At 51.1% G+C, this 26,489-nt stretch carries 20 protein-coding genes, 4 tRNA genes and 1 riboswitch; of the genes, 3 read left to right on the forward strand and 21 right to left on the reverse strand.

The features are described 5' to 3' along the window. Positions 1 to 14: 14 nt before the first annotated feature. Complete coding sequence (gene prfC, locus HMF8227_RS10185) at positions 15 to 1,592, reverse strand: peptide chain release factor 3 (RefSeq protein ID WP_109340079.1); 1,578 nt, start codon at positions 1,590 to 1,592, stop codon at positions 15 to 17. A gap of 511 nt (positions 1,593 to 2,103) precedes the next feature. Between prfC and HMF8227_RS10190 the strand changes: the two genes are divergently transcribed. Next, complete coding sequence (locus tag HMF8227_RS10190) at positions 2,104 to 4,077, forward strand: BCCT family transporter (protein ID WP_109340080.1); 1,974 nt, start codon at positions 2,104 to 2,106, stop codon at positions 4,075 to 4,077. A gap of 11 nt (positions 4,078 to 4,088) precedes the next feature. Further along, positions 4,089 to 5,459 carry a porin gene (locus tag HMF8227_RS10195; protein ID WP_239421276.1) on the forward strand — a complete coding sequence of 457 codons (1,371 nt, stop codon included), beginning with the start codon at positions 4,089 to 4,091 and terminating at the stop codon, positions 5,457 to 5,459. 39 nt (positions 5,460 to 5,498) lie between these two features. Here HMF8227_RS10195 and rimI read toward each other — a convergent pair whose 3' ends face one another. The 13 genes from rimI to HMF8227_RS10255 all read right to left on the reverse strand — a co-directional run bounded on the left by rimI (position 5,499) and on the right by HMF8227_RS10255 (position 15,176). Continuing rightward, a complete protein-coding gene (gene rimI, locus HMF8227_RS10200; protein WP_162558572.1) occupies positions 5,499 to 5,951 on the reverse strand; it encodes a ribosomal protein S18-alanine N-acetyltransferase in 453 nt (150 codons plus the stop codon). Then, positions 5,944 to 6,312 carry a hypothetical protein gene (locus HMF8227_RS15070; RefSeq protein ID WP_162558573.1) on the reverse strand — a complete coding sequence of 123 codons (369 nt, stop codon included), beginning with the start codon at positions 6,310 to 6,312 and terminating at the stop codon, positions 5,944 to 5,946. The genes rimI and HMF8227_RS15070 overlap by 8 nt, the downstream gene beginning before the upstream one ends. Before the next feature lie 327 nt (positions 6,313 to 6,639). Next, positions 6,640 to 6,716, reverse strand: a tRNA-Trp gene (locus HMF8227_RS10205). Between the two features lie 75 nt (positions 6,717 to 6,791). Continuing rightward, a complete protein-coding gene (locus HMF8227_RS10210) occupies positions 6,792 to 7,589 on the reverse strand; it encodes a phosphotransferase (RefSeq protein WP_109340082.1) in 798 nt (265 codons plus the stop codon). Further along, positions 7,579 to 8,190, reverse strand: coding sequence for a nicotinamide riboside transporter PnuC (gene pnuC, locus HMF8227_RS10215; RefSeq protein WP_239421278.1), 612 nt, complete (start codon positions 8,188 to 8,190; stop codon positions 7,579 to 7,581). The genes HMF8227_RS10210 and pnuC overlap by 11 nt, the downstream gene beginning before the upstream one ends. After that, entirely contained in the window at positions 8,187 to 8,447 is a 261-nt protein-coding gene (locus tag HMF8227_RS10220) for a YkoF family thiamine/hydroxymethylpyrimidine-binding protein (RefSeq protein WP_109340083.1), read from the reverse strand. The genes pnuC and HMF8227_RS10220 overlap by 4 nt, the downstream gene beginning before the upstream one ends. 9 nt (positions 8,448 to 8,456) lie before the next feature. After that, positions 8,457 to 10,529 (reverse strand): TonB-dependent receptor, encoded by a 2,073-nt coding sequence (locus HMF8227_RS10225; RefSeq protein WP_109340084.1) that lies wholly within the window; start codon positions 10,527 to 10,529, stop codon positions 8,457 to 8,459. A 70-nt stretch (positions 10,530 to 10,599) separates the two neighbouring features. Next, positions 10,600 to 10,710: riboswitch (TPP riboswitch) on the reverse strand. A gap of 332 nt (positions 10,711 to 11,042) precedes the next feature. Further along, a tRNA-Arg gene (locus tag HMF8227_RS10230) sits at positions 11,043 to 11,119 on the reverse strand. A 218-nt stretch (positions 11,120 to 11,337) separates the two neighbouring features. Then, positions 11,338 to 11,414: transfer RNA gene (locus tag HMF8227_RS10235), tRNA-Arg, on the reverse strand. A gap of 23 nt (positions 11,415 to 11,437) precedes the next feature. Next, positions 11,438 to 11,530 (reverse strand) — tRNA-Ser (locus tag HMF8227_RS10240). A 206-nt stretch (positions 11,531 to 11,736) separates the two neighbouring features. Continuing rightward, positions 11,737 to 11,946 (reverse strand): carbon storage regulator CsrA, encoded by a 210-nt coding sequence (gene csrA / locus HMF8227_RS10245; RefSeq protein WP_109340085.1) that lies wholly within the window; start codon positions 11,944 to 11,946, stop codon positions 11,737 to 11,739. 123 nt (positions 11,947 to 12,069) lie between these two features. Further along, positions 12,070 to 14,667 carry an alanine--tRNA ligase gene (alaS, locus tag HMF8227_RS10250; RefSeq protein ID WP_109340086.1) on the reverse strand — a complete coding sequence of 866 codons (2,598 nt, stop codon included), beginning with the start codon at positions 14,665 to 14,667 and terminating at the stop codon, positions 12,070 to 12,072. A 164-nt stretch (positions 14,668 to 14,831) separates the two neighbouring features. Then, positions 14,832 to 15,176, reverse strand: coding sequence for a regulatory protein RecX (locus HMF8227_RS10255; protein ID WP_162558574.1), 345 nt, complete (start codon positions 15,174 to 15,176; stop codon positions 14,832 to 14,834). A 150-nt stretch (positions 15,177 to 15,326) separates the two neighbouring features. On the opposite strand from HMF8227_RS10255, the gene HMF8227_RS10260 reads away from it, so the two are divergent. Further along, positions 15,327 to 16,463 (forward strand): GNAT family N-acetyltransferase, encoded by a 1,137-nt coding sequence (locus HMF8227_RS10260; RefSeq protein ID WP_109340088.1) that lies wholly within the window; start codon positions 15,327 to 15,329, stop codon positions 16,461 to 16,463. Here the strand turns inward: HMF8227_RS10260 and HMF8227_RS10265 are convergent. From HMF8227_RS10265 to recA, 7 genes are all read right to left on the reverse strand, one after another. Beyond that, on the reverse strand, positions 16,460 to 17,836 hold the full coding sequence (locus HMF8227_RS10265) for an alpha-amylase family glycosyl hydrolase (RefSeq protein ID WP_109340089.1): 1,377 nt from the start codon (positions 17,834 to 17,836) through the stop codon (positions 16,460 to 16,462). The two genes, HMF8227_RS10260 and HMF8227_RS10265, sit on opposite strands and share 4 nt — an antisense overlap. Before the next feature lie 94 nt (positions 17,837 to 17,930). After that, entirely contained in the window at positions 17,931 to 18,527 is a 597-nt protein-coding gene (locus HMF8227_RS10270) for a DUF938 domain-containing protein (RefSeq protein WP_109340090.1), read from the reverse strand. Continuing rightward, positions 18,524 to 20,494, reverse strand: coding sequence for a S9 family peptidase (locus tag HMF8227_RS10275; protein ID WP_109340091.1), 1,971 nt, complete (start codon positions 20,492 to 20,494; stop codon positions 18,524 to 18,526). The genes HMF8227_RS10270 and HMF8227_RS10275 overlap by 4 nt, the downstream gene beginning before the upstream one ends. A gap of 115 nt (positions 20,495 to 20,609) precedes the next feature. Continuing rightward, a complete protein-coding gene (metH, locus tag HMF8227_RS10280; RefSeq protein WP_109340092.1) occupies positions 20,610 to 23,234 on the reverse strand; it encodes a methionine synthase in 2,625 nt (874 codons plus the stop codon). 9 nt (positions 23,235 to 23,243) lie between these two features. Further along, on the reverse strand, positions 23,244 to 24,293 hold the full coding sequence (locus HMF8227_RS10285; RefSeq protein ID WP_109340093.1) for a homocysteine S-methyltransferase family protein: 1,050 nt from the start codon (positions 24,291 to 24,293) through the stop codon (positions 23,244 to 23,246). A gap of 42 nt (positions 24,294 to 24,335) precedes the next feature. Continuing rightward, positions 24,336 to 25,253 carry a homoserine O-acetyltransferase MetA gene (gene metA / locus HMF8227_RS10290; protein ID WP_109341078.1) on the reverse strand — a complete coding sequence of 306 codons (918 nt, stop codon included), beginning with the start codon at positions 25,251 to 25,253 and terminating at the stop codon, positions 24,336 to 24,338. A 155-nt stretch (positions 25,254 to 25,408) separates the two neighbouring features. Next, entirely contained in the window at positions 25,409 to 26,440 is a 1,032-nt protein-coding gene (recA, locus tag HMF8227_RS10295) for a recombinase RecA (RefSeq protein WP_109340094.1), read from the reverse strand. Positions 26,441 to 26,489: the final 49 nt, after the last annotated feature.

The raw sequence follows: 26,489 nt of genomic DNA on the forward strand, positions 1-26,489 counted from the left end.
ACCTTAGTCAGGCCCTAATGCTCACGGGTTTTCATAAATTGGATATCTGGATAACGTTCTTCTGCCAGCGATAAATTGACCATGGTCGGAGCGATATAACTAAGGTTGTCGCCGCCGTCCAGAGCCAGGTTCTGCTCCGCCTTGCGTTTAAATTCGTCCAGTTTTTTCGGATCATCGCTGTCCACCCAACGGGCGGTCGCCACATTCACATTTTCGTAAATGGCGTCCACATTGTATTCTGCCTTTAGGCGAGCCACCACCATATCAAACTGCAGCGTGCCTACGGCGCCGACGATCAAGTCGTTGTTGATGAGCGGTCTGAATACCTGAACCGCGCCCTCTTCAGATAACTGAATCAAACCTTTTTGCAGTTGTTTTTGCTTAAGCGGATCTTTCAGACGGATGCGTCGGAACAATTCAGGGGCAAAGTTAGGAATGCCGGTAAAACGTAAATTTTCACCTTCGGTAAAGGTATCGCCGATCTTAATGGAGCCATGATTATGCAGACCGATAATATCCCCAGCCCAGGCTTCATCGAGCGCCTCACGGTCTCCAGCCATAAAGGTCAGTGCATCGGAAATACGTACATCCTTACCGATACGGCTCTGAAACAGTTTCATGCCTTTCTGGTATTTGCCTGACACAATGCGACAGAAGGCGATCCGATCCCGGTGCCTGGGATCCATATTGGCCTGAATTTTAAACACAAAGCCGGAGAACTTGTCTTCCGCTGGCTCCACCCTGCGCTGATCGGTTTCGCGACCTATAGGCGCTGGAGCCCACTGACACAATCCATCGAGCATATGATCCACACCAAAGTTACCCAGCGCGGTACCAAAAAACACCGGCGTCAGTTCGCCATTTAAGAAAGCTTCCAACTCGAAGTCATGGGAAGCGCCGCGCACCAGTTCCAGCATGTCACGCAGCTCATCGGCGTAACTGCCGATGGCCTCGTCCAGTTCCGGATTGTCCAACCCCTTTATGATCTTACTGTCCTGGATCCTGTGGCCCTGACCGCTTTGATAGAGGATGGTTTCATCTCTGAGCAGGTGGTAAACACCTTTAAACTCTTTACCCATGCCAATGGGCCAGGTTATTGGCGCACATTTGATCTTGAGCACCTCTTCGACCTCATCGAGCAATTCGATGGGGTCGCGAATATCCCGGTCCAGCTTATTCATAAAGGTGAGAATGGGTGTGTCTCTCAGGCGGGTAACATCCATCAGCTTAATGGTACGATCTTCGACGCCCTTGGCGGAGTCGATCACCATCAAGCAAGAATCCACGGCCGTCAGGGTCCGGTAAGTGTCTTCTGAGAAATCTTCGTGTCCCGGCGTATCCAACAAGTTCACCAGACAGCTGTCATAGGGGAACTGCATCACCGAGGTGGTTACCGAGATGCCCCGCTCCTTTTCCATTTCCATCCAGTCAGATTTAGCATGCTGTCCCGACTTCTTTCCTTTAACAGTACCAGCCTTCTGGATTGCGTTGCCGAATAACAGCACCTTCTCGGTAATGGTGGTCTTACCCGCATCCGGGTGCGAGATGATCGCAAAGGTACGGCGTTTGGCCGTTTGTTCCGCTTGTTTCATTAGTAAGCTTCTATCCCGCGGTTTGCTGCCCCTAGTTTTTGGCAGTATGGGTTGGACTTTGGCGCGCGATTATATAAAAGACGGCGCTGAAATGACAGCCGCGCTACCCGAGTGCCAGACTCCGAGCACCAGGATAAGCATTCTGTATTCTGAAACTGCCTCCCCTCACTATTCGCCTCGCTTAAACAGCAACACATAAAATTAATAAGTCATTTTTTATTTTTAATTAAACAAGTTATGGCAGCTTTATTTTTCTCATCTATGCTCAAACATAGCCACCCTCAAAACTCGCAGGGTGGACGAAACATTCGAATAAATAGATAATAGAACAGCGATAAGAGGAGCGCAGTATTGTCTGAATCAGGCCAGTGCTGTTAAAAAGTCGGCTTAGAAGTAAGGACTGCCGCTCGTGCTCCTTATTCTCGTCCGACGCCTCTTAAAATACTAACTGTCTGCCACTTTTTCGTTGTTGGCAGTCCTAATAAGGCAGTTAACCAAAGGAGCTAAGAGGATGTCTGAGAACACCCCAGCAAAATTTAATCCGGCGGTATTTTACCCCTCAGCCGGGTTAATAGTACTCTTACTACTGTTTTCAATCATCGCCCCTGATAGTGCCAACGCCACATTCCAGGCGGCTCAGAGTGCGATCATTGAAAACGGCAGTTGGTTTTATGTTATTGCCGTTGCAGTCATATTACTGGCTGTAGTTTTTCTCGGCTTTTCACAGTACGGGGCCATAAAACTCGGTCCCGATCATTCGACCCCCGATTACAGCATGATAACCTGGTTCTCGATGCTGTTTTCTGCGGGTATGGGGATCGGTCTGATGTTTTTTGGCGTCGCCGAACCTGTGATGCACTTTATGTCACCGCCGGTGATCGAAGGCAATACCGTGGAAGCCGCCAGAGAGGCTATGAAGATCACCTTCTTCCACTGGGGGCTGCATGCCTGGGCGATTTACGCTATTGTCGCGCTGATTCTCGCTTTCTTTGCCTATCGTCATAATCTGCCACTGACCTTACGTTCGGCCCTGTATCCGATGATTGGGGAGCGCATCTACGGCCCTATCGGTCATGCTGTGGACGTATTTGCCGTTATCGGCACGCTGTTTGGCGTTGCGACCTCACTCGGTTTTGGTGTGGCTCAGGTCAATGCCGGTTTTAACTATCTGTTCGATATGCCCATCGGTACCACACCACAAATACTGTTGGTGATCGGCATTACTGCCCTGGCGGTTATCTCGGTGTGTACGGGCCTGGATAAAGGCATCCGCCGTCTTTCAGAGTTGAATATGGCCTTAGCCGTTTTGCTGCTATTGTTCGTGCTTGTATTGGGCCCGACGGTATTTCTTGCACAAGCCTTTGTACAAAACACCGGTGCCTACCTATCCGACATTGTCGGTAATACCTTCAACCTGTTCGCCTATGAAAAATCCGACTGGATTGGTGGTTGGACAGTATTCTATTGGGGTTGGTGGCTATCCTGGGCTCCGTTCGTTGGCTTGTTCATCGCCCGCGTTTCCCGTGGACGGACGATTCGTGAGTTTGTCCTGGGCGTACTATTGGTCCCCACAGGCTTTACCCTGATGTGGATGACCTTCTTCGGTAACTCTGCCATTGAGCTGATTCTCAATCAGGGCGTTGCCAGCTTGGGTGAAATGGTACAAGAAGATGTATCCATTGCCTTATTTGCGTTTTTAGAAAACTTCCCACTGTCGTCGATCCTGTCCTTTATTGCGACCATTATGGTGATCGTATTCTTCGTTACCTCATCGGACTCCGGCTCCATGGTGGTGGATATGCTGTGTTCCAATGGTCGAGACGACACCTATCTGTGGCAAAAAATCTTCTGGGCTAGCGGTGAAGGTGTGGTTGCCATCGCTCTGTTATTGGCCGGTGGACTGGGCGCACTCCAGACTATGGCCATCGCCAGTGCTCTTCCTTTTACCATTGTGTTATTGATCGCCACTTATGGTCTTATTAAGGCGCTGCGCATTGACCTTCACAAGCGCGAGGCATTGCAGAACAGTTACCTGACTGCGGCCACCATGGGCTCTAAAAACTGGAAAGAACGTCTGCACAATATTGTCGACTTCCCCAGTAAAGAAAACGGCCAACGCTACATCAAAAAGGTTGTTGTGCCTGCCTTCGAGGAAGTCGCTGAAGAAATGCGTAATAACGACTATGAAGTAGAGTTAGACAAAAGCCGTGAGGATCAGATTCTGTTCAAGGTATCACACGGCGAAGAGATCGACTTTGTCTACGAAATTCGCTTAGGTCGTCACGTGCGCCCTGCCTTCTTACATCCTGAACAAGAAGCTGACCCAGACAAAATGAGTGAAGATAAACTCTACTATCGTGCCGAGGTTCACCTGAGTGAGGGTGGCCAGGATTACGATATTATGGGTTGGTCGAAAGAGGCCGTGATCGGCGATGTTATCGATCACTATCATAAACACATGCATTTCTTGCATGTATTGAGATAAAGGTACCGCCCATGAAGAGGAAACTCTTAGGGCTAGCAGTGGCAGCGTTGCTGCCACTTTCTGCCCAAGCACAGCAGACTTCTGTATCTCAGGACGAGCTAGACTCAGTGATGGAACAAGTTCGCCAGCTGCAACAGCAGGTGAAAGCACTGCAGGCTAAACTCGAGCAGCAGCAGTCATCTGACGACACAGAGCCATCCTCGAAACCTGATCCCGACAAGCACACGATTGATCGCGTGTCCGTCAGCAGTCAGGAGCGGCGCGAATTTATAGACGCTCGTCTCGGTGAGCTTGAAGAGGAAGTCAAAGACGCCCAAAACCCTCCTATCCGAGTTGGCGGCGCGGTGCGCTTCCAGTATGTGTATGCCGACTATGATGCCGATAACCGGGATCGAGCAGGTGACCTGGACTTTGACCTAGTACGCATCGACTTCAACGGAGAGATCAACGATGTGATCCTGGCCGCTCAGTACCGTTGGTTCCAATATATGGAAGCGGTGCAAAAGGCTTATGTGGGTTACAACTTTACTGACCACTGGCAAGGTCAGGTGGGTATAATTAACGTGCCTTATGGCAATATTCCTTACAACTCACACAACTACTTCTTCAGTTCCAACTTCTATGTAGGCCTGGAAGATAACCCCGAATCAGGCATTAACTTCCAGTATCGTTCCAAAGACTGGGACTGGGACATCGGCTTTATGAAAGGCGATGAACAAGGTGGCGTAGACGGTTTTGTCGACAGCCGCGCCGATCGCTATGCCTACGATGCAGTGGGTATACGTCTGGACGGCGAAGGCATTTACGACGCCCCCAGTTTACAAGTTGCCAAGAGTAATTACTGGGCTGTGCGTGGGGCGCGTAAATTCCACTTTGCCGACGGTGATAAGCTGGAGCTTGGCCTGTCCACCCAAATCGGCGATCTGCATGACGGTAACGACAGTGTCGGCGACCGGGAAGTCTATGGCGCTCACGCTCGCTTTAACTCGGGTCCGTGGGAACTGATGGGCATGGTGTCTCGCTACGACTTCGACACTGATGTGGCCAATCAGGGCATTGTCACTGGCGCCTATGCCTACTTTGATACCATGCCCTCAGCCGCGACACTGTATACGGCCAATGTGGCCTATGACTTGCCAGTTAACATCGGACCGGTCTCGGCGCTGCGCTTTTACGACAACTTCAGTTTGATGTCGGCCAAAAACGGCCTGGAAGACGATACCTTCATGAATGTATTGGGCATGGCCGTTTCTGCGGGCGGCCTGTACACCTACTTTGATATTGTTACCGCCGAAAACCACCCCTTTGTGGGCGGCACTATGGGCGCCGATGGTGGCCAGACCAACACCCGCTTTAATATTAACTTTGGTTATTACTTCTGAGTTAAGCGATAAAAAAGCCGCATTAATGCGGCTTTTTTTCTAATTGCCTTCTAGCAACTTCAACGTCATCATCAGAGCGTCTTCCCGACCCGAGGCCGAGGGATAATAGTTCTTACGGCGCTCTACGACATCAAAACCAAAGGTTTTATACAGATGAATTGCAGCCTCATTTGATACCCGTACTTCCAACCAAACCTGATCAGCCCCGCGTCGTTGACAGACATCGACAAAATGCATCATTAGGCGACGACCCACCCCCATTCCCCGGCAGTCAGGGTGAACGCCGATATCCATCAATGTCACTTCTTGCAATACCTGAAGTCCCAAATAAAACCCCTGAGTATTCTGGGTCTCAGTTAAGGCAAAGGCAAAATAAGGCGTGCTTAGGCTATCGATAAAGGTGTTACGGGACCAGGGGTGGGAATGACACAGACACTGCAGCTGAAAGGCGTCTTCATAATTATTCTTATCCAGAGAAATAAAGTCAGTCAACGAGCAACTCCCACAGCCGTCGCTTGGTTTCAGGCTGGGTCGCCAAATACATCGGATGCGGAGCGTGCAGCACTCCATCATCAAAGCTCAGCTGTGAGGACACAACCCAACGATGAACCGTGATGCCTGTCATGGCGTTCAGGTGTTGCTGCATATCCACAGCCATGGGATGCTCACTGTCCACTAAAGCCTCTGGCTCTTGGGCCTCTGGACCTTTTTCAGGATTGGACTCTACCACCGCTTTTGCAAAAGACCCCACCTGGGCATCAGTCTCTTCCGCTGATAATGCACAACGCAACTGCCAAAGCGGAATATCCAGCTCGGCTAACACGGCTTTTTGATAGTCGGATAAGCTAGTCATAGGTTTAAATGTACCACAAGACCACAGGACAGGGATAAGAAAAGAGTCGACCTGTCCGGCTTCTCACCCCCTACCAACTAGCATGTGGCTATTAATTACAGGCACAAAAAAACCGCAGCACTGTGCGGTTTCTTCTAAATTCGTGGCAGGGGTGGAGGAATTACCTTAGGCACTTACTTGTGCCTGACCGCAAGGGCGCTGACGCGGCTCACTTTGTTCCTGACAAAGTGTCGAACCTTGGGGCTTCTCACCCTCCACCAGTTCGCTCTCCACTATAAATTACAGGCACAAAAAAACCGCAGCACTGTGCGGTTTCTTCTAAATTCGTGGCAGGGGTGGAGGGATTCGAACCCCCAACACGCGGATTTGGAATCCGCTGCTCTGCCAATTGGAGCTACACCCCTGTAGTGAGGGCAGAATTATACCCAAGGGCCGATAAAGGTAAAGCAAAAACCCATGCCTTGCGCCCAACTGCGCAATTATTCGGCAACCACCTCTTGCCGGGACAACCCCGCTACTTGTAGCCAGAGTTCAGCGGTAAAATTGGCCAAGGGCAAAAACTGGCTAGTGAGCTCTTCTAAGGGTCGCCAATTCTTAGAGGACTCAGCAGCATAGACTTTCACCAGTGTCCTCATTTCAGCGCGACTGAGCTCGTTAATCCACACGCAGGAAGCGATATCAAAAGCAGGATTAGACAGGGCCGCGTACTCCCAGTCCAGCGTCATGTTCTGCGGCGATACACACACGTGACTAAATGCCAGATCATGGTGACAAAAGCAGCTTTTGTCCACTGAGCGCCACAACTGCTCATACTCCTGCATCATCTTTTGCTGCCCTTCACTGAGCATTGCGCCACTGTCCAAATAGTGTTGCCAGTCTCCAATTAAGTCCAGCTCAGGGGCCTCGATGTCTAATGCATGAATTTGAGCCAAGCGTTTGGCCAGAAAGGCCACTTTAAGTTCGCGAGGTGTCCGGCTTTTCGCAATAGGTGTCAGATCCAGCCATGGCTCCAACATGAAATTGCTCTGTACACCCAGATACAGAGGCTCTGGCGCAAAGCCCTGTTTAGCCAGTTGCTGTTGTATCTGATACTGGACTTGGCGGTCAATTCTGGCAGGGGTCTTTTGCGCAAAGCATTTTAAAAATAGCTCAGTGTCATTATCTTTTAGGACGAAGTTATCATTAATTGCGCCCTCATCCAGTTTCTTCCAGTCAGCGTCCCTGTTGCAAAGGCCCTGCTCCACCAGTTCTTCAATAACATTCGGTTCAGGTCGCATTGGCAGTCCGCTCCGGCATTGAGTCGTACCATTGAATCAAACCATAAACCGCAAACCCCAGGTAACCGATAAAGAGAATACTGGTCAGGTAAAGCCCGGTTTGCCAGTACAGCCAGGCAGCCAAAGCGTCTATGACTACCCAGTAAACCCAGTTTTCCAATACCTTTTGGGTCATCAGGTAAGTGGCGTAAAGGCTAAAGACAGTGACCAATGCATCCAGATACAGGTAGTCACTGATAAAGACCCAAGACAAACCATACGCCATGGACAACGAGACCATCAAACAGCCAATAATCATTAGCCCGTGAAAAGTCTTACTCTGCCGTGAAACCGGCAAGCCTCGTTCCTGGTTGCCTTTTCGCCAGTGCCACCAACCGTACAGGGCCATCAGTAAGTAATAAACATTCAACGCCGCCTGCATAGGCAGTGTATTATCCCAGAACAACCAGCTGTAGATGGCTGTGCTGACTAACGCACATGGCCAGCAAGCGATATGTTGACGCGCAGCCAGCCAGACATAAGCAATAGCGAGAATCACCGCCACGACTTCCCAACCAGACTGAGCATTCCATTGCTCGGCCAACTGCTGCCAAAAACTCAAGAGGCGTGCTCCTGCATTTTGTCACCGTTTAAAAATTTGCACACAAACACCGCCTGTCCAACCTGTTCATGAGTGCGCTGCATCTCCGCAGATAAGATCGCCATTACTGCCTTATAGCTGCCGGCTACCCTTGTACTGGTAGCGGTCGTTACCACCTCTAACTCAGGGTGTCCGTTAAGCCGGGCAATAAAATCCTTAATCGGTCCAATGTACTGTTCGGTTAATGGATACAGAGACAATTCTGCCACCAGTTTCATCAATACCTCCTAAAAAGTGTACTCGGCACTGATGCCAATACGACGACCATCACCAAGTTGATAGTAAGGTTCCGGGGGCGCATACCCCTCTCTGGGGTCATTATTAAAACCGCCGAAACCCCGAGTATAGTAGGTCTCGTCCGTCAGGTTACGTCCCCATAATGACAAGGTCCAATGGGCAAGGTGGTAAGACAAGCTGGCATGGACAAGTTCATAGGCACCCGATTGTTCATTGTGGCCATCGGAGAAGTAGAATTCGTCTTTACCATCCACTTCCACATGCCAGCGCAGACGATCACTTATATCCCAGTTCAAGGCCAGATTGAACATATAGCTGGGGGATTGTGCCTGCTCCCGCTCTTCGACAAAGTCACCATTGGCTCTCTGGTAGCCCTCAAAGCTGGCATCCAATAAGCCCAGGTTGGCACTCAGGTTCAGATTGTCAGTGACTTGCCAGCCAGATTCTAACTCCAGCCCCTGATGTTCGCCCAAATCAGCATTATCAATCACATCGATAAAGGAGGCAGTACCATCAGGCCTGCTCTGTACGTCAAAATCGCTGATCTGAGTGTCTTTACGATCCATATAGAAGGCCGCGACACGGACAAAACTTTGCTTGCCGCTCCATTTAAGGCCTAACTCGTAGTTCCAGTTATATTCAGGGTCATACAAGCGCTTCTCGGCACTGACACGTTCGTCTGGATTAAAACCGCTGGCCTTATAGCCACGATAAAGCCCCGCATACAGCATCGTGTTTGAGGTAAGATCGTAGTCGAGTACCAGCTTACCGCCCAACATAGTCTCACTTAAACGCTCACGATAGGCATTAGAGTCCTGATAGTCGATTTCGTAGTGGTCCAGTCGCAAGCCTGCCGTGAGCCCCAGTCGTTCGCTGAGACGCGAGCGGGTTTCAGCGTAAATGGCCTGGTTATCAGGCTGATACTCACTGGTAAAGTCTGACGCGGCGTAAGTATATTGACGCAGCAGATCCTCCTCGGTCGCCTTAACAAAGACCCCCAAAGTCCAATCTGTAGACTGGTTAAACAGAGCACTGATATCGTTGGAAGATGCCCGAAGTTCTATGGTCTGAGTATCTCTGTCTCTGAAGTACGCATCAAAAGAGGTATACCCCCAGGGATGAAAGCCGGTAAAAGTCCAGTCTTCATCATAGGCATAGCCAATCTCAGACTCCGCATGGGTGCCTATCGCCAACAGTTCGCCCCAAGAGACTTGATAACGCGCTCTTAAACCCAGCGCATGAGTCTGCTGGCGATCAAATCCAGGTTGGTCAGAACGGGTCTGGCGATTGTTTTCCAATGAGAAGGCATCATAGCCATTGTCGATATCAAAATGCTGGTAATTCAAATCTAGGGTTAACCGCTCAGAAGCCAGGTAACGCAATTTAAATCGGCCAGTAAGCTCATCCTGTCCATTGGTGTCTTCCCGGTTCAGGTGGATATTCTCAACAAAGCCGTCGCTTTTATGTTGCTGAAGCGCAACGCGGTAAAATACTCTGTCAGTTAAAGCGCCTCCTATGGCAGCGCCGAGTCGCCAGGTATCCTGCTGCGCCAGAGTCAATGATACCTTCTGGGTTTGTTCTGCGGTGGCTTCGGTGGTTTTGATCTTTATCGCTCCCGCCAAAGCACTGGCACCAAATTCAGTGGCCTGTGGACCTTTAAAAATTTCGACTTGCTCAACATCAAACAAGGTTCCCACTGCTGCGATACCGGAAAAGTCCATATCATCCACAATGACGCCGACTGATGGATTGATGGGTTCGGCGAACTGACTGCGCTCCCCGATACCGCGAATTTGGATGTAACGCCCACGAGAAGCGCCCGTTGCAAAATTAACATTCGGCGCCACATTCAAAATCTGCTCCAGGTGCTGAGCCTGACGGAGCTCAATGTCTTGTGCACCAACAATAGACAGGCTGGAAGGCAACTTTTGCAGACTACGCTTTTGAAAGTCACTGCTAACGATAATGTGTTCAACATCCTGTGGCAGCTGTTCGGCAACGCCGACAGCGCTAAACAAACCGCTTACAGCAGTCGTCAAGGCAAGGGTCGATAGTTTTAGCATTATGGATCTTCTCTGTTACATCGTGAAAAGATCCGGCGTTACGGCAGGTCAATGGGAGTTTTATTGCAGGGTGAAATCCCCCAACCATTCCTACGCCGGTATTATCCGGATCAGGTGTAAGGGTTCACACGCCACCTCAGTGAACGTGAATCTCAGCCTCTCGGCACCCCTTGGTTACTTCAGGCCTAGCCTGAATCGGTGGCGATTGTAGCAAGGCCCAGCAGAACTGCAACAGAGAAAGCGAAAAAGGGCTGAGGCTTGACTAGCAATACATGCTGTAGAGGGCTTCTAATGGCGTATCTGCGCGCGACAAACCTCAATAGGAGTCATACCAAACTGCCCAAAGAATTGTGGAAGGATTGCTCGGGCTGTCCATGCCCTCGCCCTAGCGGGCCAGCCTATGGCTGTCCCAAAACCCACCCGGCGTTTTGGTCGAACCTGAGGAGATTCTCACCTCCTCGTACGCGGATAAAAGAAAAGGCCCTGTCTTGCGACAGGGCCTTTTCTTTTATATGGCGCGTGTGGAAGGATTCGAACCTCCGACCGCCTGGTTCGTAGCCAGGTACTCTATCCAGCTGAGCTACACACGCTTTAAACTAATTGTACTATTCTACACCAAAAGTAGAAAAATGGCGCGTGTGGAAGGGTGAAGCAAAACCTTTATCCTGTGGATGAAGGAAGTTTGCTGAACGACAAGCCATGGATGGCTTGGCTGGAATATCCGTACAAGGACGTAAACACCCTAAATACGCTTCCATTCACAACTTCTACACCGCTCTTCAAAAAGTATCTCACTTTCAGAAGAAGATGGCGCGTGTGGAAGGATTCGAACCTCCGACCGCCTGGTTCGTAGCCAGGTACTCTATCCAGCTGAGCTACACACGCGCTGACCATTGCATTAAAAATAATGGCGGAGAGAGAGGGATTCGAACCCTCGATAGAGCTACAAACTCTATACTCCCTTAGCAGGGGAGCGCCTTCAGCCACTCGGCCATCTCTCCTCAATGTGGGAGCGAAGTTTAATGATTCACTGGGCGAAGTCAAACCTTTTTTGGGCTGCCAACATACAGGTGTTGGAGTTTTGCACGATTCGGTGAGTTTTTATTAAGTAGGGCTAGTTTTTCTATGATTACCTGCAGAAAACCGGACCAGTTCGGCAATCAAAAGACATAAAAAAAGGCTGGAATTACCAGCCTCTTTTTTGTGCCTAATCGTCGCTATCAGAGGAAGCCAAACTTCCTGAGTCAGAGTTTTTCTCTGCCTGAATGCGCATATAGATCTCTTCACGATGAACAGACACTTCTTTGGGGGCGTTCACACCGATGCGAACTTGATTCCCTTTCACTCCCAGAACGGTAACGGTCACTTCGTCACCGATCATCAGAGTCTCACCAACACGACGGGTTAAAATCAGCATTCTCTTGCTCCTTTCCGTTAATCATCTTTCCTTCCAGTACCATCAAGCGTTGAAATCCTCTGCAACGCCGATCATTCCTTGTTTTTGTGTCACTGCAAAAACTGATCTGCCATGGTCCGGCGATTATAGCCTATCCTCTAACCATGTCGCCACCGAAGCCAGTGCCTGGTCAAGGTTTTCTGGCTGTTTACCACCGGCTTGTGCCATGTCTGGCTTACCGCCGCCTTTGCCTCCCACCTGCTGGGCCACATAATTGACCAGTTCCCCGGCCTTCACTTGCCCCACCAGATCTTTGGTGACACCGACGATCAGATTAACTTTGCCTTGTCCCGGCACACCCAGCACAATCACGCCAGAGCCCAGCTGATTCTTCAAGGTGTCCATCAGATCCCGCAGTGATTTGGGTTCCACGTCTTCCAATTTAGCAGACAGGACTTTTGTCCCGCTTATTTCATACGCCTGGGAAAGCAGTTCGGATCCCGCCTGACTGGCCATTTTCTGTTTCAATTGCTGAACCTGTTTTTCCAAAGCCTTTTGCTGGTCCAGAATCTGCTCTATACGCTCAACCAGTTGGCTGGGTTCAGATTTTACCTTTCCCGCGACCTGCTTCAGTTGTTCACTCTGGGCCTGACTAAAGGCCAGGGCCGCCTCGCCCGTTACTGCCTCAATACGACGTACGCCCGAAGCAATCCCCGCCTCGCTGGCGATGCGGAACAGGCCGATATCACCAGTTTGATTCACATGGGTTCCCCCGCACAGCTCCATTGAGAAAGGCCCCATACTGACGACTCTTACATCATCATCATACTTTTCACCAAAGAGTGCCTGGGCACCGGCGGCTTTCGCCTGCTCCAGTTCCATAAGCTGAGTTTCCAGACTGTGATTCTGTCGGATCTGCTCGTTAACGACTGACTCTAACTGCTCAATCTCATCATGGGTCAGGGCCTCGAAGTGCGAGAAGTCGAAGCGCATTCGCTCCGGCTCTACCAAAGAGCCTTTTTGGTTCACGTGCTCGCCCAATACCTGTTTAAGCGCCGCATGCAACAAGTGAGTGGCACTATGATTGAGCTTAATGGCCTGACGACGTTCGGAATCGATCACTGCATTGACGTTATCACCTACCTTCAGCGGCACCTCTGCCACCCCTTTATGAGCAATGGCCTTGCCCATATGCTGAGTGTCGGTGACACGGAAAACACCGCCTTTCATTTCCAAGATCCCGGTATCGCCGACCTGACCGCCGGATTCGGCATAAAATGGCGTATTGTCCAAAACCACCATTCCCGTTTGACCAGCTTCCAACTGCTCAGTCTTATCATCGGTGCTAAACAGCTCTACCACCTTGGCATTACCCGCTTCGTTATCGTAGCCGGTAAACTCAGACAGCTGCTCTGAGATCAGGGTGTCATTGTAATCCTTACCAAATTGACTGGCTTGCTGAGCACGCTTTCGCTGCTCGGCCATGGCTTTTTCAAAGCCCGCTTCATCGATGGTGTAACCTTTTTCACGGGCCACATCATTGGTCAGGTCGGCGGGAAAGCCGTAGGTATCATACAATTTAAACACAAGCTCACCGGGGATCTGCTTATCGCCAATGTCGGTCAGAGCATCATTGAGCATTTGCAGACCTCGCTCCAAAGTACGGGAAAACTGCTCTTCTTCCAGCTTTAACACCTTCTCGATGGTCGTACGCTGCTGCTTCAATTCTGGATAGGCTCCACCCATCTCATTAATCAGGGCCTCCACCAGCTGGTAGAAGAAAACATCCTCGGCACCCAGCTTATAACCGTGACGCACGGCACGGCGTATAATGCGACGCAACACATAGCCCCGACCTTCATTGGAGGGCATAACACCATCGGCAATCAAAAAGCTGCAAGAGCGAATATGGTCGGCGATCACACGCAGCGATTGATTTTCCAAATCCTCAGTGCCGGTGACCGTTGCCGCCGCCTTAATCAGATTCTGGAACAGGTCAATTTCATAGTTGCTGTGAACGCCTTGTAAGATAGCGGCAATACGCTCCAGGCCCATGCCGGTGTCGATAGACTGCTGGGGCAGGTCTTCCATGGTGCCATCCGCCAGACGGTTGTACTGCATAAACACCAGATTCCAGATCTCGATAAAGCGGTCGCCATCTTCTTCTGGTGTTCCGGGAGGCCCACCCCAGATATGCTCGCCGTGATCATAGAAGATCTCGGAGCTGGGACCACAGGGGCCGGTATCGCCCATAGACCAGAAGTTGTCCGAGGTGCTGATGCGAATAATTTTATCCGCCGGAACGCCGATTTCCTTGGCCCAGATATCATAGGCCTCGTCATCTTCGTGATAGATGGTCACCAGTAGCTTTTCCTTAGGCAGCTTAAGCTCGTCGGTCAGAAACTGCCAGGCAAACTGAATGGCTTCACGCTTAAAGTAATCGCCGAAGCTGAAGTTGCCCATCATCTCGAAAAAGGTATGGTGGCGCGCGGTATAACCGACATTTTCCAAGTCATTATGCTTACCGCCGGCACGCACGCAGCGCTGTGCCGATGTGGCCCGGTTATAGTCGCGTTTCTCAATGCCAAGCAGAGTATCCTTAAACTGGTTCATACCCGCGTTGGTGAACAATAAGGTCGGGTCGTCATGTGGCACCAGTGAACTGGTGGGTACCACTTGGTGGCCTTTGGCGGCAAAAAAGTCCAGAAATTTACGTCGAATATCAGCAGTGCTAATGGTCATTGATGGTCCCGGAAAACGCTTAAATTTATCCAAAATACGTGATCCGGCACCATACCATGAATAGTCAGCGAATGTCAGCGTACAAAGGCCTTGTGACAATCAAAAACCCACCTAAAAAGTGGCGATTCCATCTGTCTCAATACAGAAATACCCTGAAGGGGGGGTTACTCGTTTTCAGCATCTTCCATGGCGTAACGCGTCTGCTCTTGGGTAAACCCACGATACTGCATAAAGCGCAGTCGTTTAAAACGGTCCTTTTGATCCTGAATGGGGTTGGCATACTTACGGCGATAGACGACTCTGGCTGCCTCAAACCAGTCACCTTCTAACTCAGAGAAAGCCTGTCGGATATAGGCATCCTCCACCTGTTTCTGACGCAGTTCAGCCTCAATTCGCCGCTCTCCATAACCGTTGTTATAACGCTGACGCACAAAGCTCTCGGCAAAACGAGCGTCAGACTGTAGGCCCTGTTCGGCAAATTCGTCCAACACCCGATGAACTAATGTCATATCCAGCTCCCGCTGCTGGCACTTACGCACAAGCTCACTGCGCCCATGTTCTCGCCGCGCCAATAAACGAGTTAACAGGTTAACAATGATCGATCGCTCAGAGTCTGTCATAGTTAGTATATGGGATTTATGGTCAGGCTATTGTAGCGAATGCAACGAGCAGTCACAGCGACCTTTGTCAAAAGCATTGCGGATATTCCTCATTGGGACCGGTTGACTCCCAAGCAGCCCTTTCTGCAGCATCATTTTTTATTCGCATTGGAGCAAAGTGGTTGTGTCGGCGGTGACAGCGGCTGGCAACCACATCATATGGCTCTCTATCAGGATGACGAGTTAGTAGGCGCCTTACCCTTATATGTAAAGGAGCATAGCTACGGTGAGTATGTGTTCGACTTTGCCTGGGCAGACGCCTATTACCGCTATGGGCTGGACTACTACCCCAAACTGGTCAGTGCCATCCCCTTTACCCCAGTGCCGGGCCCTCGACTGTTAACCTCTCCTTCCTGTGATGTAAAGGCGCTCTGGTCGGTGGCCGAGCGTGCGATTCTGTCAGAATGTCAGCACCAGGACTATTCCTCATTTCATCTGTTGTTTCCGGAAAGCGGGCACTGGCCTCAAGACTGCTCCTTGCTTAAGCGGCACAATGTCCAGTTTCACTGGTTCAATCGAGGGTACACTGACTTTGACGACTTTCTGGCCGGATTTAGCTCCCGCAAACGCAAGAACCTGAAAAAAGAGAGGCAAAAACTCAGAGCACAGGAGGTCAACATTGAGCGTCTCACCGGCAGTGCCATCACAACTCAGGTAATGGATGACTTTATCCACTGTTACCGACAAACCTACCTGAAACGCTCCGGTCACAGTGGGTATCTCAACCCGGCATTTTTCCAGCGCATCAGGGAGACCATGGCCGAACAGATGCTCATCGTCCGAGCCGAGCAGCGCGGCCGCCTGCTCGGTTCAGCACTGTTGTTCTTTGACCAGACCCATCTCTATGGCCGCTACTGGGGCGCGCTAGAACCTCTGGATGGCCTGCATTTTGAAACCTGCTACTACCAGGGCATTGAGTTTTGCATCAAACGTGGTCTTAAGGTATTTAACCCCGGGACTCAGGGCGAGCATAAGATTCAACGTGGTTTTGAGCCCACCCAGTGTTATTCGGGCCACAGGCTGGTGCGGCCCGAGTTCCATCAGGCAGTGGGCGACTTTATTCAGCAAGAGCACGGTCACCTGAACGACTACATTCGGGAGGCCGCGACTCTGTTGCCGTTTAAAAAAGATGGCTAACGAACAAACACCCGATAGCCCCACGGCTCGATGTTTAGCTCACTGCCCCGTCCGAAGCTAACGGCCTCACCGCTAAAGTAATCCATATAATCGCCATGGTGCAACGACTGAGGAAAGCTGACCTGTTGCGGACGATCAGAAAAATTCATCAGCGCAAACACCTTATCCTTGTCATTTTGGCGTACAAAGCTGAACACCGACTCTGGCACACTGTTTTCAACTTTAATCATGGTCGCCCCCCAATGGCCATGCCACAGTGCCGTATTCCTCTTCATCAACGCAAAGAGCTTTTTATACAGAGCACCTATAGGGTGAGGCTTCCACATGATAGGGTCCCGATCAAAAAACTGCAGGCGTTTATCGTTACCCGCTTCCTGACCGTTATAAATCAGCGGCATACCCTCGCCCACCACTGACAGAACAATCGCTGCATCAAGCCCATCGCCAAAGTTCTCGAACATAGTGCCTTCCCACGCATTCACATCGTGATTGGTCACATGCGTCATGCGAATGCTGTCTTTGGGAAAGGCACTTTCATTCCATGAGTAGTAAATATAAAGCTCACTGAGGCCAGCATCTCCGGTGGTAATACGATGCACCGCCTTAAACCAACTCCAGGCGTACGTCATATCGAAGGCTTCGGCATGTAAGTCCCGCGACTCCCATTCGGCCAGCATAAACACGGGCTTAATGGCATCCAGCTGCTGACGCAGGTTATTCCAAAACTCGATCGGAACAAAGCCGGCCACATCGGCGCGATAACCATCGATATCCGCTTCCTTGACCCAGTATTTCATAGCGTTCGTCATGTACTGACGAACTTCAGGCTTGGAGTAGTCCAGATCGATAATATCCGACCAATCCCACCACGGTGTGGGTCGAAAGTCCCCCTTCCAGTCTCTTTCGTACCAGTCGGGATGCTGCTTCACCAAGGGATTATCCCAGGCCGTGTGATTGGCCACCCAATCCAGAATCACATACATGCCTAGTTCGTGGGCGCGATCTACAAAAGACTTGAGATCATCCAGCGTCCCAAACTCAGGATTCACCCCGTAGTAGTCCCTAACCGAATAAGGGCTACCCAGTTTGCCTTTGCGATTCTTCTCCCCGATGGGATGGATGGGCATCAACCATAATATATCGGCGCCCAGTTTCTTAAGACGTGGGAGTTCCTCCTCGGCCGCCGCAAAAGTACCAGCCTCGGTAAACTGACGGGTATTGATCTGGTAAATGGCGGCGTTCTTACTCCATTCCGGATGAGAGACTTTGACGTAGGGCTCAGGCTGATACGCAGCGGGGGTTTCGGGGGGTGTCACCTGACTGGCACAGCCGGTCACACCCAGTATCCATACTAAAGCAAGGAGTCTCAACATAAGGTTTCTCTGTTCTCTGATAGAAACGGTAAGCTTGGGTCAGCCGATAAGACTCGTCAATATCAACGCCATTGCATACGTTTTCAGCACTGGATTAGCCGTGCTTACGCCAGACCAGCAGGTGGTTATTGGCCGGTAAGGCATGAGTTTGTTCCAGTCGAAGCCCCTTGGGTGAAGCCCAGGCCGTCAGTTCATCCACATCCCTGAGGCCTCCGCAGCCTCGTTCTAACAGACCTTGGTGGAACTGGCGATTGGACTCGCTGGTAAAATCTCCGCTAAACAAAAACGGCCCGTACTGACAAAATACTCCTTGCTCAGGCAGGTGCCCGGCCACCTGCTCCATCATTAATTTAGCCTCTTGTTTTTGCATAATATGAGCGGTGTTAGCGCTGAACACACCGTCTATGGGCGGTGATAATCTCGGCCACTCATCCTGACCAACCGTAAAGGCAACAGGCGTTTTTAGATTATCGGCGGGGTATTCGTGCATCCACTGCAACATGCCGGGATGATAGTCCGGTTGGTCGCTGGTTTGCCAGGTAAGCTCTGATAAATGTTGAGCAAAAAACACCGCGTGCTGACCGGTCCCTGAGCCGATTTCCAGAATATGCTGACGATCAGAAAAGGCCTCCTTCAACACCGTTAAAATTGGTATTTTGTTATTCTCACAGGCCTGACTAAATGGCTTCATTGCTTCGCGCCTTCCCTGAGTTGTTGCTTCAAAAATTCAGCCTGATACCGGTAATAAAACAACTGATTTTTCAGCTTCCGCCAACCGTGTCCTTCGTCCGGTATCCTAATGTAAGGAGCTGGAACTCCATTGTTACGCAGAATGCGAACCATTTTCTCGGTTTCAGCAATATCAATACGAGGGTCTTGCACACCATGAGAATATAAAACCGGCACAGTAATGTTATCCGCCTGATTAATCGGTGAGTTTTTCTCATAAAATGCTTTCCATTCTGGCTTGTTGATATCCCCGTATTCAATGCGATCAGACGCTCTGAGGCCGGGTGATGCGATCGTCAGAGCTGTAACCCAGTCGGCAACCCCAAATAAAGAGGCACCGGCCTTAAAGTGACCTGGGTAGTTGGCCAATACCGCATTGACGGCATAGCCTCCGTAAGAGCCTCCAACTACCGCAGCACGATTGGCATCGACCACCCCTCGCTCACCCAATGCCTGCAACATATCCACCAGGTCACGGATGGAGTCCAACCGGTTCTCCCGGTCATCCAAACTTAAATAACTGAAGCCAAACCCGGTAGAACCTCGTACGTTAGGCTCAAATACCGCCATTCCCTGATTAACATGGTATTGCACTACGGCATCAAACACGGGCCGCGACTGGGCGGTGGGCCCCCCGTGCACAAAAAAGACGACTGGCGGCTTCTCACTGGCCGAGATGTTTCGGGGCAAATACAGTAGCCCTTGCAACTCAGTCCCGTCACGCGCTGGCATCGTGACACTTTCTGGCTTTACCAGGTTCTCCCTTGGCACCCCAGCTAAAGACGTAGGCACGGGTTGCAGCCAACGTTGGGTTTGTTCTTCCCAAACCATAAAAGTGCCTGGAGTCTGCCAGCCGGATACTTCAACCAGCATATGACCACTGGGACACTGCACCCGATAAACCCCTTCGGGAAGCGGCTTGAAGTCAAGCGGTTTTTTCGACTTGAGATTCCGGCCCTTGAGTTGAGAAAAACCGGCGTGATTTTCAGTCCACACCAGCTGTTGCTGCTGTTCACCGCACAATGCCAGCGTCTCGATGGACACGTCTTCTTCCACCACTGCGGTTAGTGCTGTGGTATTAACATCGTAAAAAAAGACATTCTTAAACTCCCGGTCTTTTGAGCTCAGAAAATAGAAGCCGCTGTTGTCATCAAGCCATACCGAGTCAGCGTGATAGGCGCGGCGTTTTGGTTTTGACAACTCCGTAAATTCATCTTCTTGCCGGTCAAATAAATAGAGGTTACTGCCGTCTTCCCCCACATCTTCGGTGATCACCAAGTAACGTCCATTTGGGGAGATAGAATCCACACTGTAACCAAATACGCCATCAACAATACGAGTGGCCTGACCGGTGCTTCTGTCGGCCAGATAAATATCAAAATCACTGCCTGTCCGAGCCGTGGAAGCATAAGCAATGGTGTCGCCACTCGCTGTCACTCCGCCATACCGCCTGAAATCACCGGACTTGGCAGGTATTAACCGACGCTCTTTGCTCCCATCGGCACTGATCGTATAAAAACCTTCTTGTTCATTGCCATCGTTATCCGCGCCGTAGATCAGGGTCTGGTTATCAAGCCAATCAAAAAAGCTGACCCCATTGCCGTACGTCAATCGCTGTGGCATTCCTCCGCCTACGGGAACCTGCCATACCTGAGGCTCACCGGTTATCGCCCATAAAAACGCCACCCGCTCTCCGGATGGTGATAAGGCAGCTGAAATCACGCCTTCGTTTGCCGCCATAATATAGCGAGCGATGTCAGTTTTCTGTTCCCCTGCCAACCCCACTTTCATTGCAGACGGTGTAGGCTCGATAGCTTCGAGGCTGTCATCATACCCCTGCTGGCCACCAAACACCGGAGGTTCATTGGCCTGTAATACCTGACAGAAACCAAGTCCCCCAATCAAACACGCCATCAACAACACTCGCATACTTTCGCTCCCATTCCGGTTAGACGACCTATACAAGCCAACTTACACCGATAAATCAAGCCAGTACAAAAAAGCCGGGGCTTGCCCCGGCTTTACAGTATGACAAGGTGTAACATCAGCCAGACAGGTTCGGTGCCAGCCATTTCTCGGCTTTTTCCACCGACCAGCCTTTACGTTCGGCGTAGTCCTTGAGCTGATCGTCCTTGATCTGGGCCACCGCAAAGTAGCGGGTATCCGGGTGAGCAAAATACCAACCAGATACCGAGGCCCCGGGCCACATGGCGAAGCTTTCGGTGAGCTTCATGCCGGTGCGCTGCTCTGCTTCCAGCAAATCCCAAATTAGCTGCTTCTCAGTGTGCTCCGGGCACGCCGCGTAGCCGGGTGCGGGACGAATGCCCTGATATTTCTCACGAATCAGTTCATCATTAGCCAGCTGCTCATCGGGCGCATAAGCCCAGATTTCCTTACGTACCCGCTCATGCAGGTACTCGGCAAAAGCCTCGGCCAGGCGATCTGCCACCGCCTTGACCATGATGGCGTTATAGTCATCGCCTTGTTTTTCATAGTGCTTGGCCAACTCGTCTTCACCGATACCACCGGTGACCGCGAAGGCCCCCATGTAGTCGGCAATACCCGAGTCTTTGCTGGCTACAAAATCGGCCAGGCAGTAGTTGGCCCCATTTTTCTTCTCGGTTTGCTGACGCAAGTGATGCGCCGTGCCACGCACCTGCTCACGACTGTCGTCGGTGTAGATTTCTACACTGTCGCCAACGCGGTTGGCTGGGAAAATTCCCGCTACACCTTTTGCCTGAATATCGCCGCTTTGTTCAAGGTCATCCAACAACTGTTTGGCGTCCTCGAACAACTTACGGGCTTCCTCGCCCACCTTCTCGTCGTCAAGAATACGTGGGTATTTGCCCGCCAGCGACCAGGTCATAAAGAAGGGCGTCCAGTCGATGTACTGACGTAAAGTGGCAATATCTGCCGAAACTTCCTGAATGCCTTTTTGCTCCGGTGCTTTAGGCTCATAGTCGTCGAAGCTGGGCTTAAAGGCATTCTCTCGCGCTGCTTCTAAACTGATGGGCTTGGTGCGCGGCTTTTTCTTGGCGTGCTGCTCACGGGCCTTCTCGTAATCCTCAGCCAGCTCCGCAGCATAGGCCAGACGGTGGGTCTTGGAAATCAGCTTCTGACACACCCCCACGGCGCGGGAGGCATTAGGCACATAGACCACAGGCGCATGATAATTTTGCTCAATTTTCACCGCGGTATGGGCCTTGGAGGTGGTGGCGCCGCCAATCAGCAGCGGCATATCAAAGCCCTGACGCTCCATTTCTTTTGCCACATGTACCATTTCATCCAGGGACGGGGTAATCAGGCCCGACAGACCGATCATATCCACGTTCTTTTCCTTGGCGACTTTTAAGATCTCTTCACAGGACACCATTACGCCTAGGTCTGTCACTTCAAAGTTATTACACTGCAAGACCACACCGACGATGTTCTTACCGATATCGTGCACATCTCCTTTCACCGTGGCCAGCAGAATCTTACCGTTGGTGTCGCCTTCTTCTTTTTCCGCCTCGATATAGGGGTTGAGGTAGGCCACAGCCTTTTTCATTACCCGGGCGGATTTGACCACCTGAGGCAGGAACATCTTGCCTTCACCGAACAGATCCCCTACCACATTCATGCCGTCCATGAGTGGCCCTTCTATCACATGCAGGGGTTTTTCTGCTCGCTGGCGACACTCCTCGGTGTCTTCCTCGATATAGTCGGTGATGCCTTTCACCAGAGAGTGTTCGAGACGCTTCTCTACCGGCCATTCACGCCACTCCAGATTTTCCTTGGCGGCCACCTTGCCATCGCCTTGATATTTTGGTGCCAGCTCCAGCAAGCGATCAGTAGCCTCGGGCCCTTTGTTAAGGATTACATCCTCCACCGCTTCACGCAGCTCATCGGGAATGTCGTCATAGACCGTCAGCTGTCCGGCATTGACGATGGCCATATCCAGCCCCGCGCGGATGGCGTGATACAGAAACACCGAGTGCATGGCTTCACGCACCGGGTTATTGCCCCTAAAAGAGAAGGAGATATTGGACAAGCCACCGGATACCGAGGCATGGGGCAGGTTCTGCTTGATGCGCCGCGTGGCCTCGATAAAGTCCACCGCATAGTTATTATGCTCTTCGATGCCGGTGGCTACCGCGAAGATATTAGGATCGAAGATGATGTCTTCCGGTGGGAAGCCGATCTTTTCAGTTAGTAAGCGGTAACTACGCTCACAGATCTCAAACTTTCTGTCTTCGGTATCCGCCTGTCCGTTTTCATCAAAGGCCATTACCACGGTTGCCGCCCCGTAGCGCTTAATCTTATTAGCCTGCTCGAGGAATTGCTCCTCGCCTTCCTTCAGGCTGATGGAGTTAACAATGGCTTTGCCCTGAACACACTTAAGGCCTGCTTCGATAACCGTAAACTTGGATGAGTCGATCATCACCGGAACCCGGGAGATATCCGGCTCCGATGCAATCAGGTTTAAAAAGGTGACCATGGCCTCTTCCGAGTCCAGCATGGCCTCATCCATGTTCACATCGATGATTTGGGCACCGTTTTCCACTTGCTGACGAGCCACATCGAGCGCGGTTTCATAGTCACCGTCCATAACCAGGCGCTTGAACCGGGCCGAACCGGTCACATTGGTGCGCTCGCCAATATTAATAAAGGTTGAACTTGCCTGACTCATATCACCTCCTTAATGCACAAATGGCTCTAGCCCGGAAAGACGCATCTTAACGTCCCGTTTTGCGGGCTGGCGAGGAGGAAGGCCTTTGACGGCCTCAGCAATCGCCTGTATGTGTTCCGGACGACTGCCACAGCAGCCCCCCACGATGTTCAGATAACCGGACTCGGCCCACTCACGGATATGCTCGGCCATCTCGTCGGGCTGCATATCATATTCACCCATCTCATTGGGCAACCCAGCATTAGGGTGAGCCGACACGCCGCATTCGGCGATCTCCGACAGAGTCACCACATACTGACGCAGCAGATCCGGCCCCAGCGCGCAGTTCAGGCCAAAACTGACCGGTTTAGCGTGCCGCAGAGAGTAATAGAAGGCCTCTGTAGTCTGACCGGACAATGTGCGACCGGAGGCATCGGTAATAGTACCGGATATCATTACCGGCAGACGCTTGTTCATTCGCTCCATGACATTTTCAACCGCAAACACCGCCGCTTTCGCATTGAGGGTATCGAACACCGTCTCAATCAACAGCATATCCACACCGCCCTCGATTAGGCCTTCGGCATTCTCTTCATAGGCCTTGACCAATTCATCGAAGTTGGTGTTGCGTTTGCCCGGATCATTCACATCCGGTGATATGGAAGCGGTTCGGTTAGTGGGCCCTAACACACCGGCAACAAACCGTGGTTTCTCGGGAGTGCTGTACTCATCCGCTACCTCACGGGCCAACTTGGCGGCAACCACATTCATCTCATGGGCATAGTCCTGCATATCGTAATCGGCCATGGCTATCGTGGTGGCACTAAAGGTGTTGGTTTCAATAATATCCGCCCCCGCCTCAAGATATTCGGCGTGGATTTCTCTGATCAAATCGGGCTTGGTCAGCACCAACATATCGTTGTTGCCCTTTACATCCAGATGCCAGTCGGCAAACCGCTCACCGCGATAGTCCGATTCCTGCAAATCCCGCAGTTGAATCATGGTGCCCATGGCTCCATCCAGCACCAGAATGCGTTCCTTTAACGCATCATCTAACGCTTGTGCTTCGGTTAAGAACATTCCTATACCTGTTTTGTTAATGAGAGATATTGAATAAAACTATTACGCAATATCAGATAAGTTGTAAGGGGTAGCCTGATAGACGTAATAATTCAACCAATTGGTAAACAATAGGCTACCGTGTGAACGCCAAGTAACCAAGGGGCATTGGCTGGGATCGTTGGCAGGAAAATAATTCGCTGGTACAGCAGTATTCAGGCCGGCTTTCTGGTCACGAAAGTATTCCTGAGCCAGGGTGTCGGGATCGTATTCCGGGTGGCCGGTGACAAACACCACCCGCTTATCCTTAGACGCTGCCGCATAGGCCCCGGCTTCTGCGGAACTGGCCAGCACCTCTAATTCCTCCACCGAGCGATAATCGGCCAGCGGAATTTCACCATAGCGTGAGTGAGGTGCAAAAAACACGGGATCAAAACCACGCATCAAAGGATCATGTTCCCGCTCCACCTGGTGATTAAACACCCCAAATAACTTCTGTTGTCGCAAACGGCGGTTAATGCCATAAAAATGATACAGCGCCGCATGGGCTGCCCAGCACAAAAACAACGTCGACGTCACATGGCGACGGGCCCAGTCCATGATTTCTGTCATCCGGTCCCAGTACTTAACGTCCTCATAGGCCAGTTTGGCCAAAGGTGCACCGGTAACGATCAGACCGTCGTATTTTTTCCCCGCCACCTCATCAAACTGATGGTAGAAGTTGCGCATGTGGGCTTCTGGGGTATTTTTGGGGGCCTTGGAGTCGATGCGGATCAGATCCACGTTGATCTGCAACGGCGTATTGGACAACAGCCGTAATAACTGCACCTCGGTCTCTATCTTGTTGGGCATCAGATTTAAGATCCCAACTTCCAGCGGACGAATTTCCTGAGCTAAAGCGCGCTCAGCGTCCATCACAAAGATATTCTCATCGCTGAGTACATCTTGTGCGGGCAAGTCACCGGGAATGCAGATAGGCATCATCAAGCTCCATCAAAAAAGACCAGAGTGCCATCTTGCCAAGGCCCGGGGAAAAGTCAACATCTTTACGTCTAGACGTCTAAATGAAGTTGATTCTGTCGATACAAAAAAGCCGCTGATGACAGCGGCTTTTTCTGTTAAATACTTAGAGACTATTACAGCTCTTCCTGCTCCTCGGCCTCTTCATTCTTGGGCTTTTTAGTCAATAACAGACGTTCTCTAATTTGAGTTTCGATTTCATTGGCGATCTCCGTATGCTCTTTTAAGAAACGCACACAGTTGGCCTTACCCTGACCAATTCGCTCACCATTGTAGCTGTACCAGGCTCCGGCCTTCTCCACCAGCTTCTCTTTCACGCCCAGATCCAACAGTTCGGCTTCTTTACTGATGCCTTCGCCGTACATAATGGCAAACTCGGCCTGCTTAAACGGCGGGGCCACCTTGTTCTTGACGACCTTGACCCGGGTTTCGTTACCCACCACCTCGTCACCTTCTTTCAGTGAGCCGATACGACGAATATCCAAGCGTACTGACGAGTAGAACTTCAGGGCATTACCCCCGGTGGTGGTTTCGGGGTTACCGAACATCACACCGATCTTCATCCGGATCTGGTTAATGAAGATACACAGGGTATTGGAGCGCTTGATATTGGCCGTCAGCTTACGCAGCGCCTGTGACATCAAACGCGCCTGCAAACCTACGTGAGAGTCCCCCATTTCGCCTTCGATTTCCGCCTTCGGTGTCAGTGCTGCCACCGAGTCCACAACCACCACATCCACTGCCGCTGAGCGCACCAACATGTCGCAGATCTCCAGCGCCTGCTCACCGGTATCCGGCTGGGAGACTAACAGCTCATCCACGTTTACACCCAGCTTGCCGGCATAGACGGGATCGAGTGCGTGCTCGGCATCCACAAAGGCGCAGGTCTTACCGGCTTTTTGCGCTTCGGCAATTACTTGTAAGGTCATGGTGGTTTTACCGGAAGACTCCGGACCGTAAATTTCCACCACCCGGCCGGTTGGCAAGCCACCAATACCCAGCGCAATATCCACACTCAGTGAACCGGTGGAAATAGACTCCACATCCATGGCCTGGTTATCACCCAGGCGCATGATTGCACCCTTACCGAATTGCTTTTCAATCTGTCCGACCGCTGCGTTTAGCGCTCTGCTCTTATTCTCATCCATCGCTTTGGCTCCTGTATGAGCGGGTAGCTTAATCGTTACCCAGAATTAT

Source organism: Saliniradius amylolyticus, assembly GCF_003143555.1.
Taxonomy (GTDB): Bacteria; Pseudomonadota; Gammaproteobacteria; order Enterobacterales; family Alteromonadaceae; genus Saliniradius; species Saliniradius amylolyticus.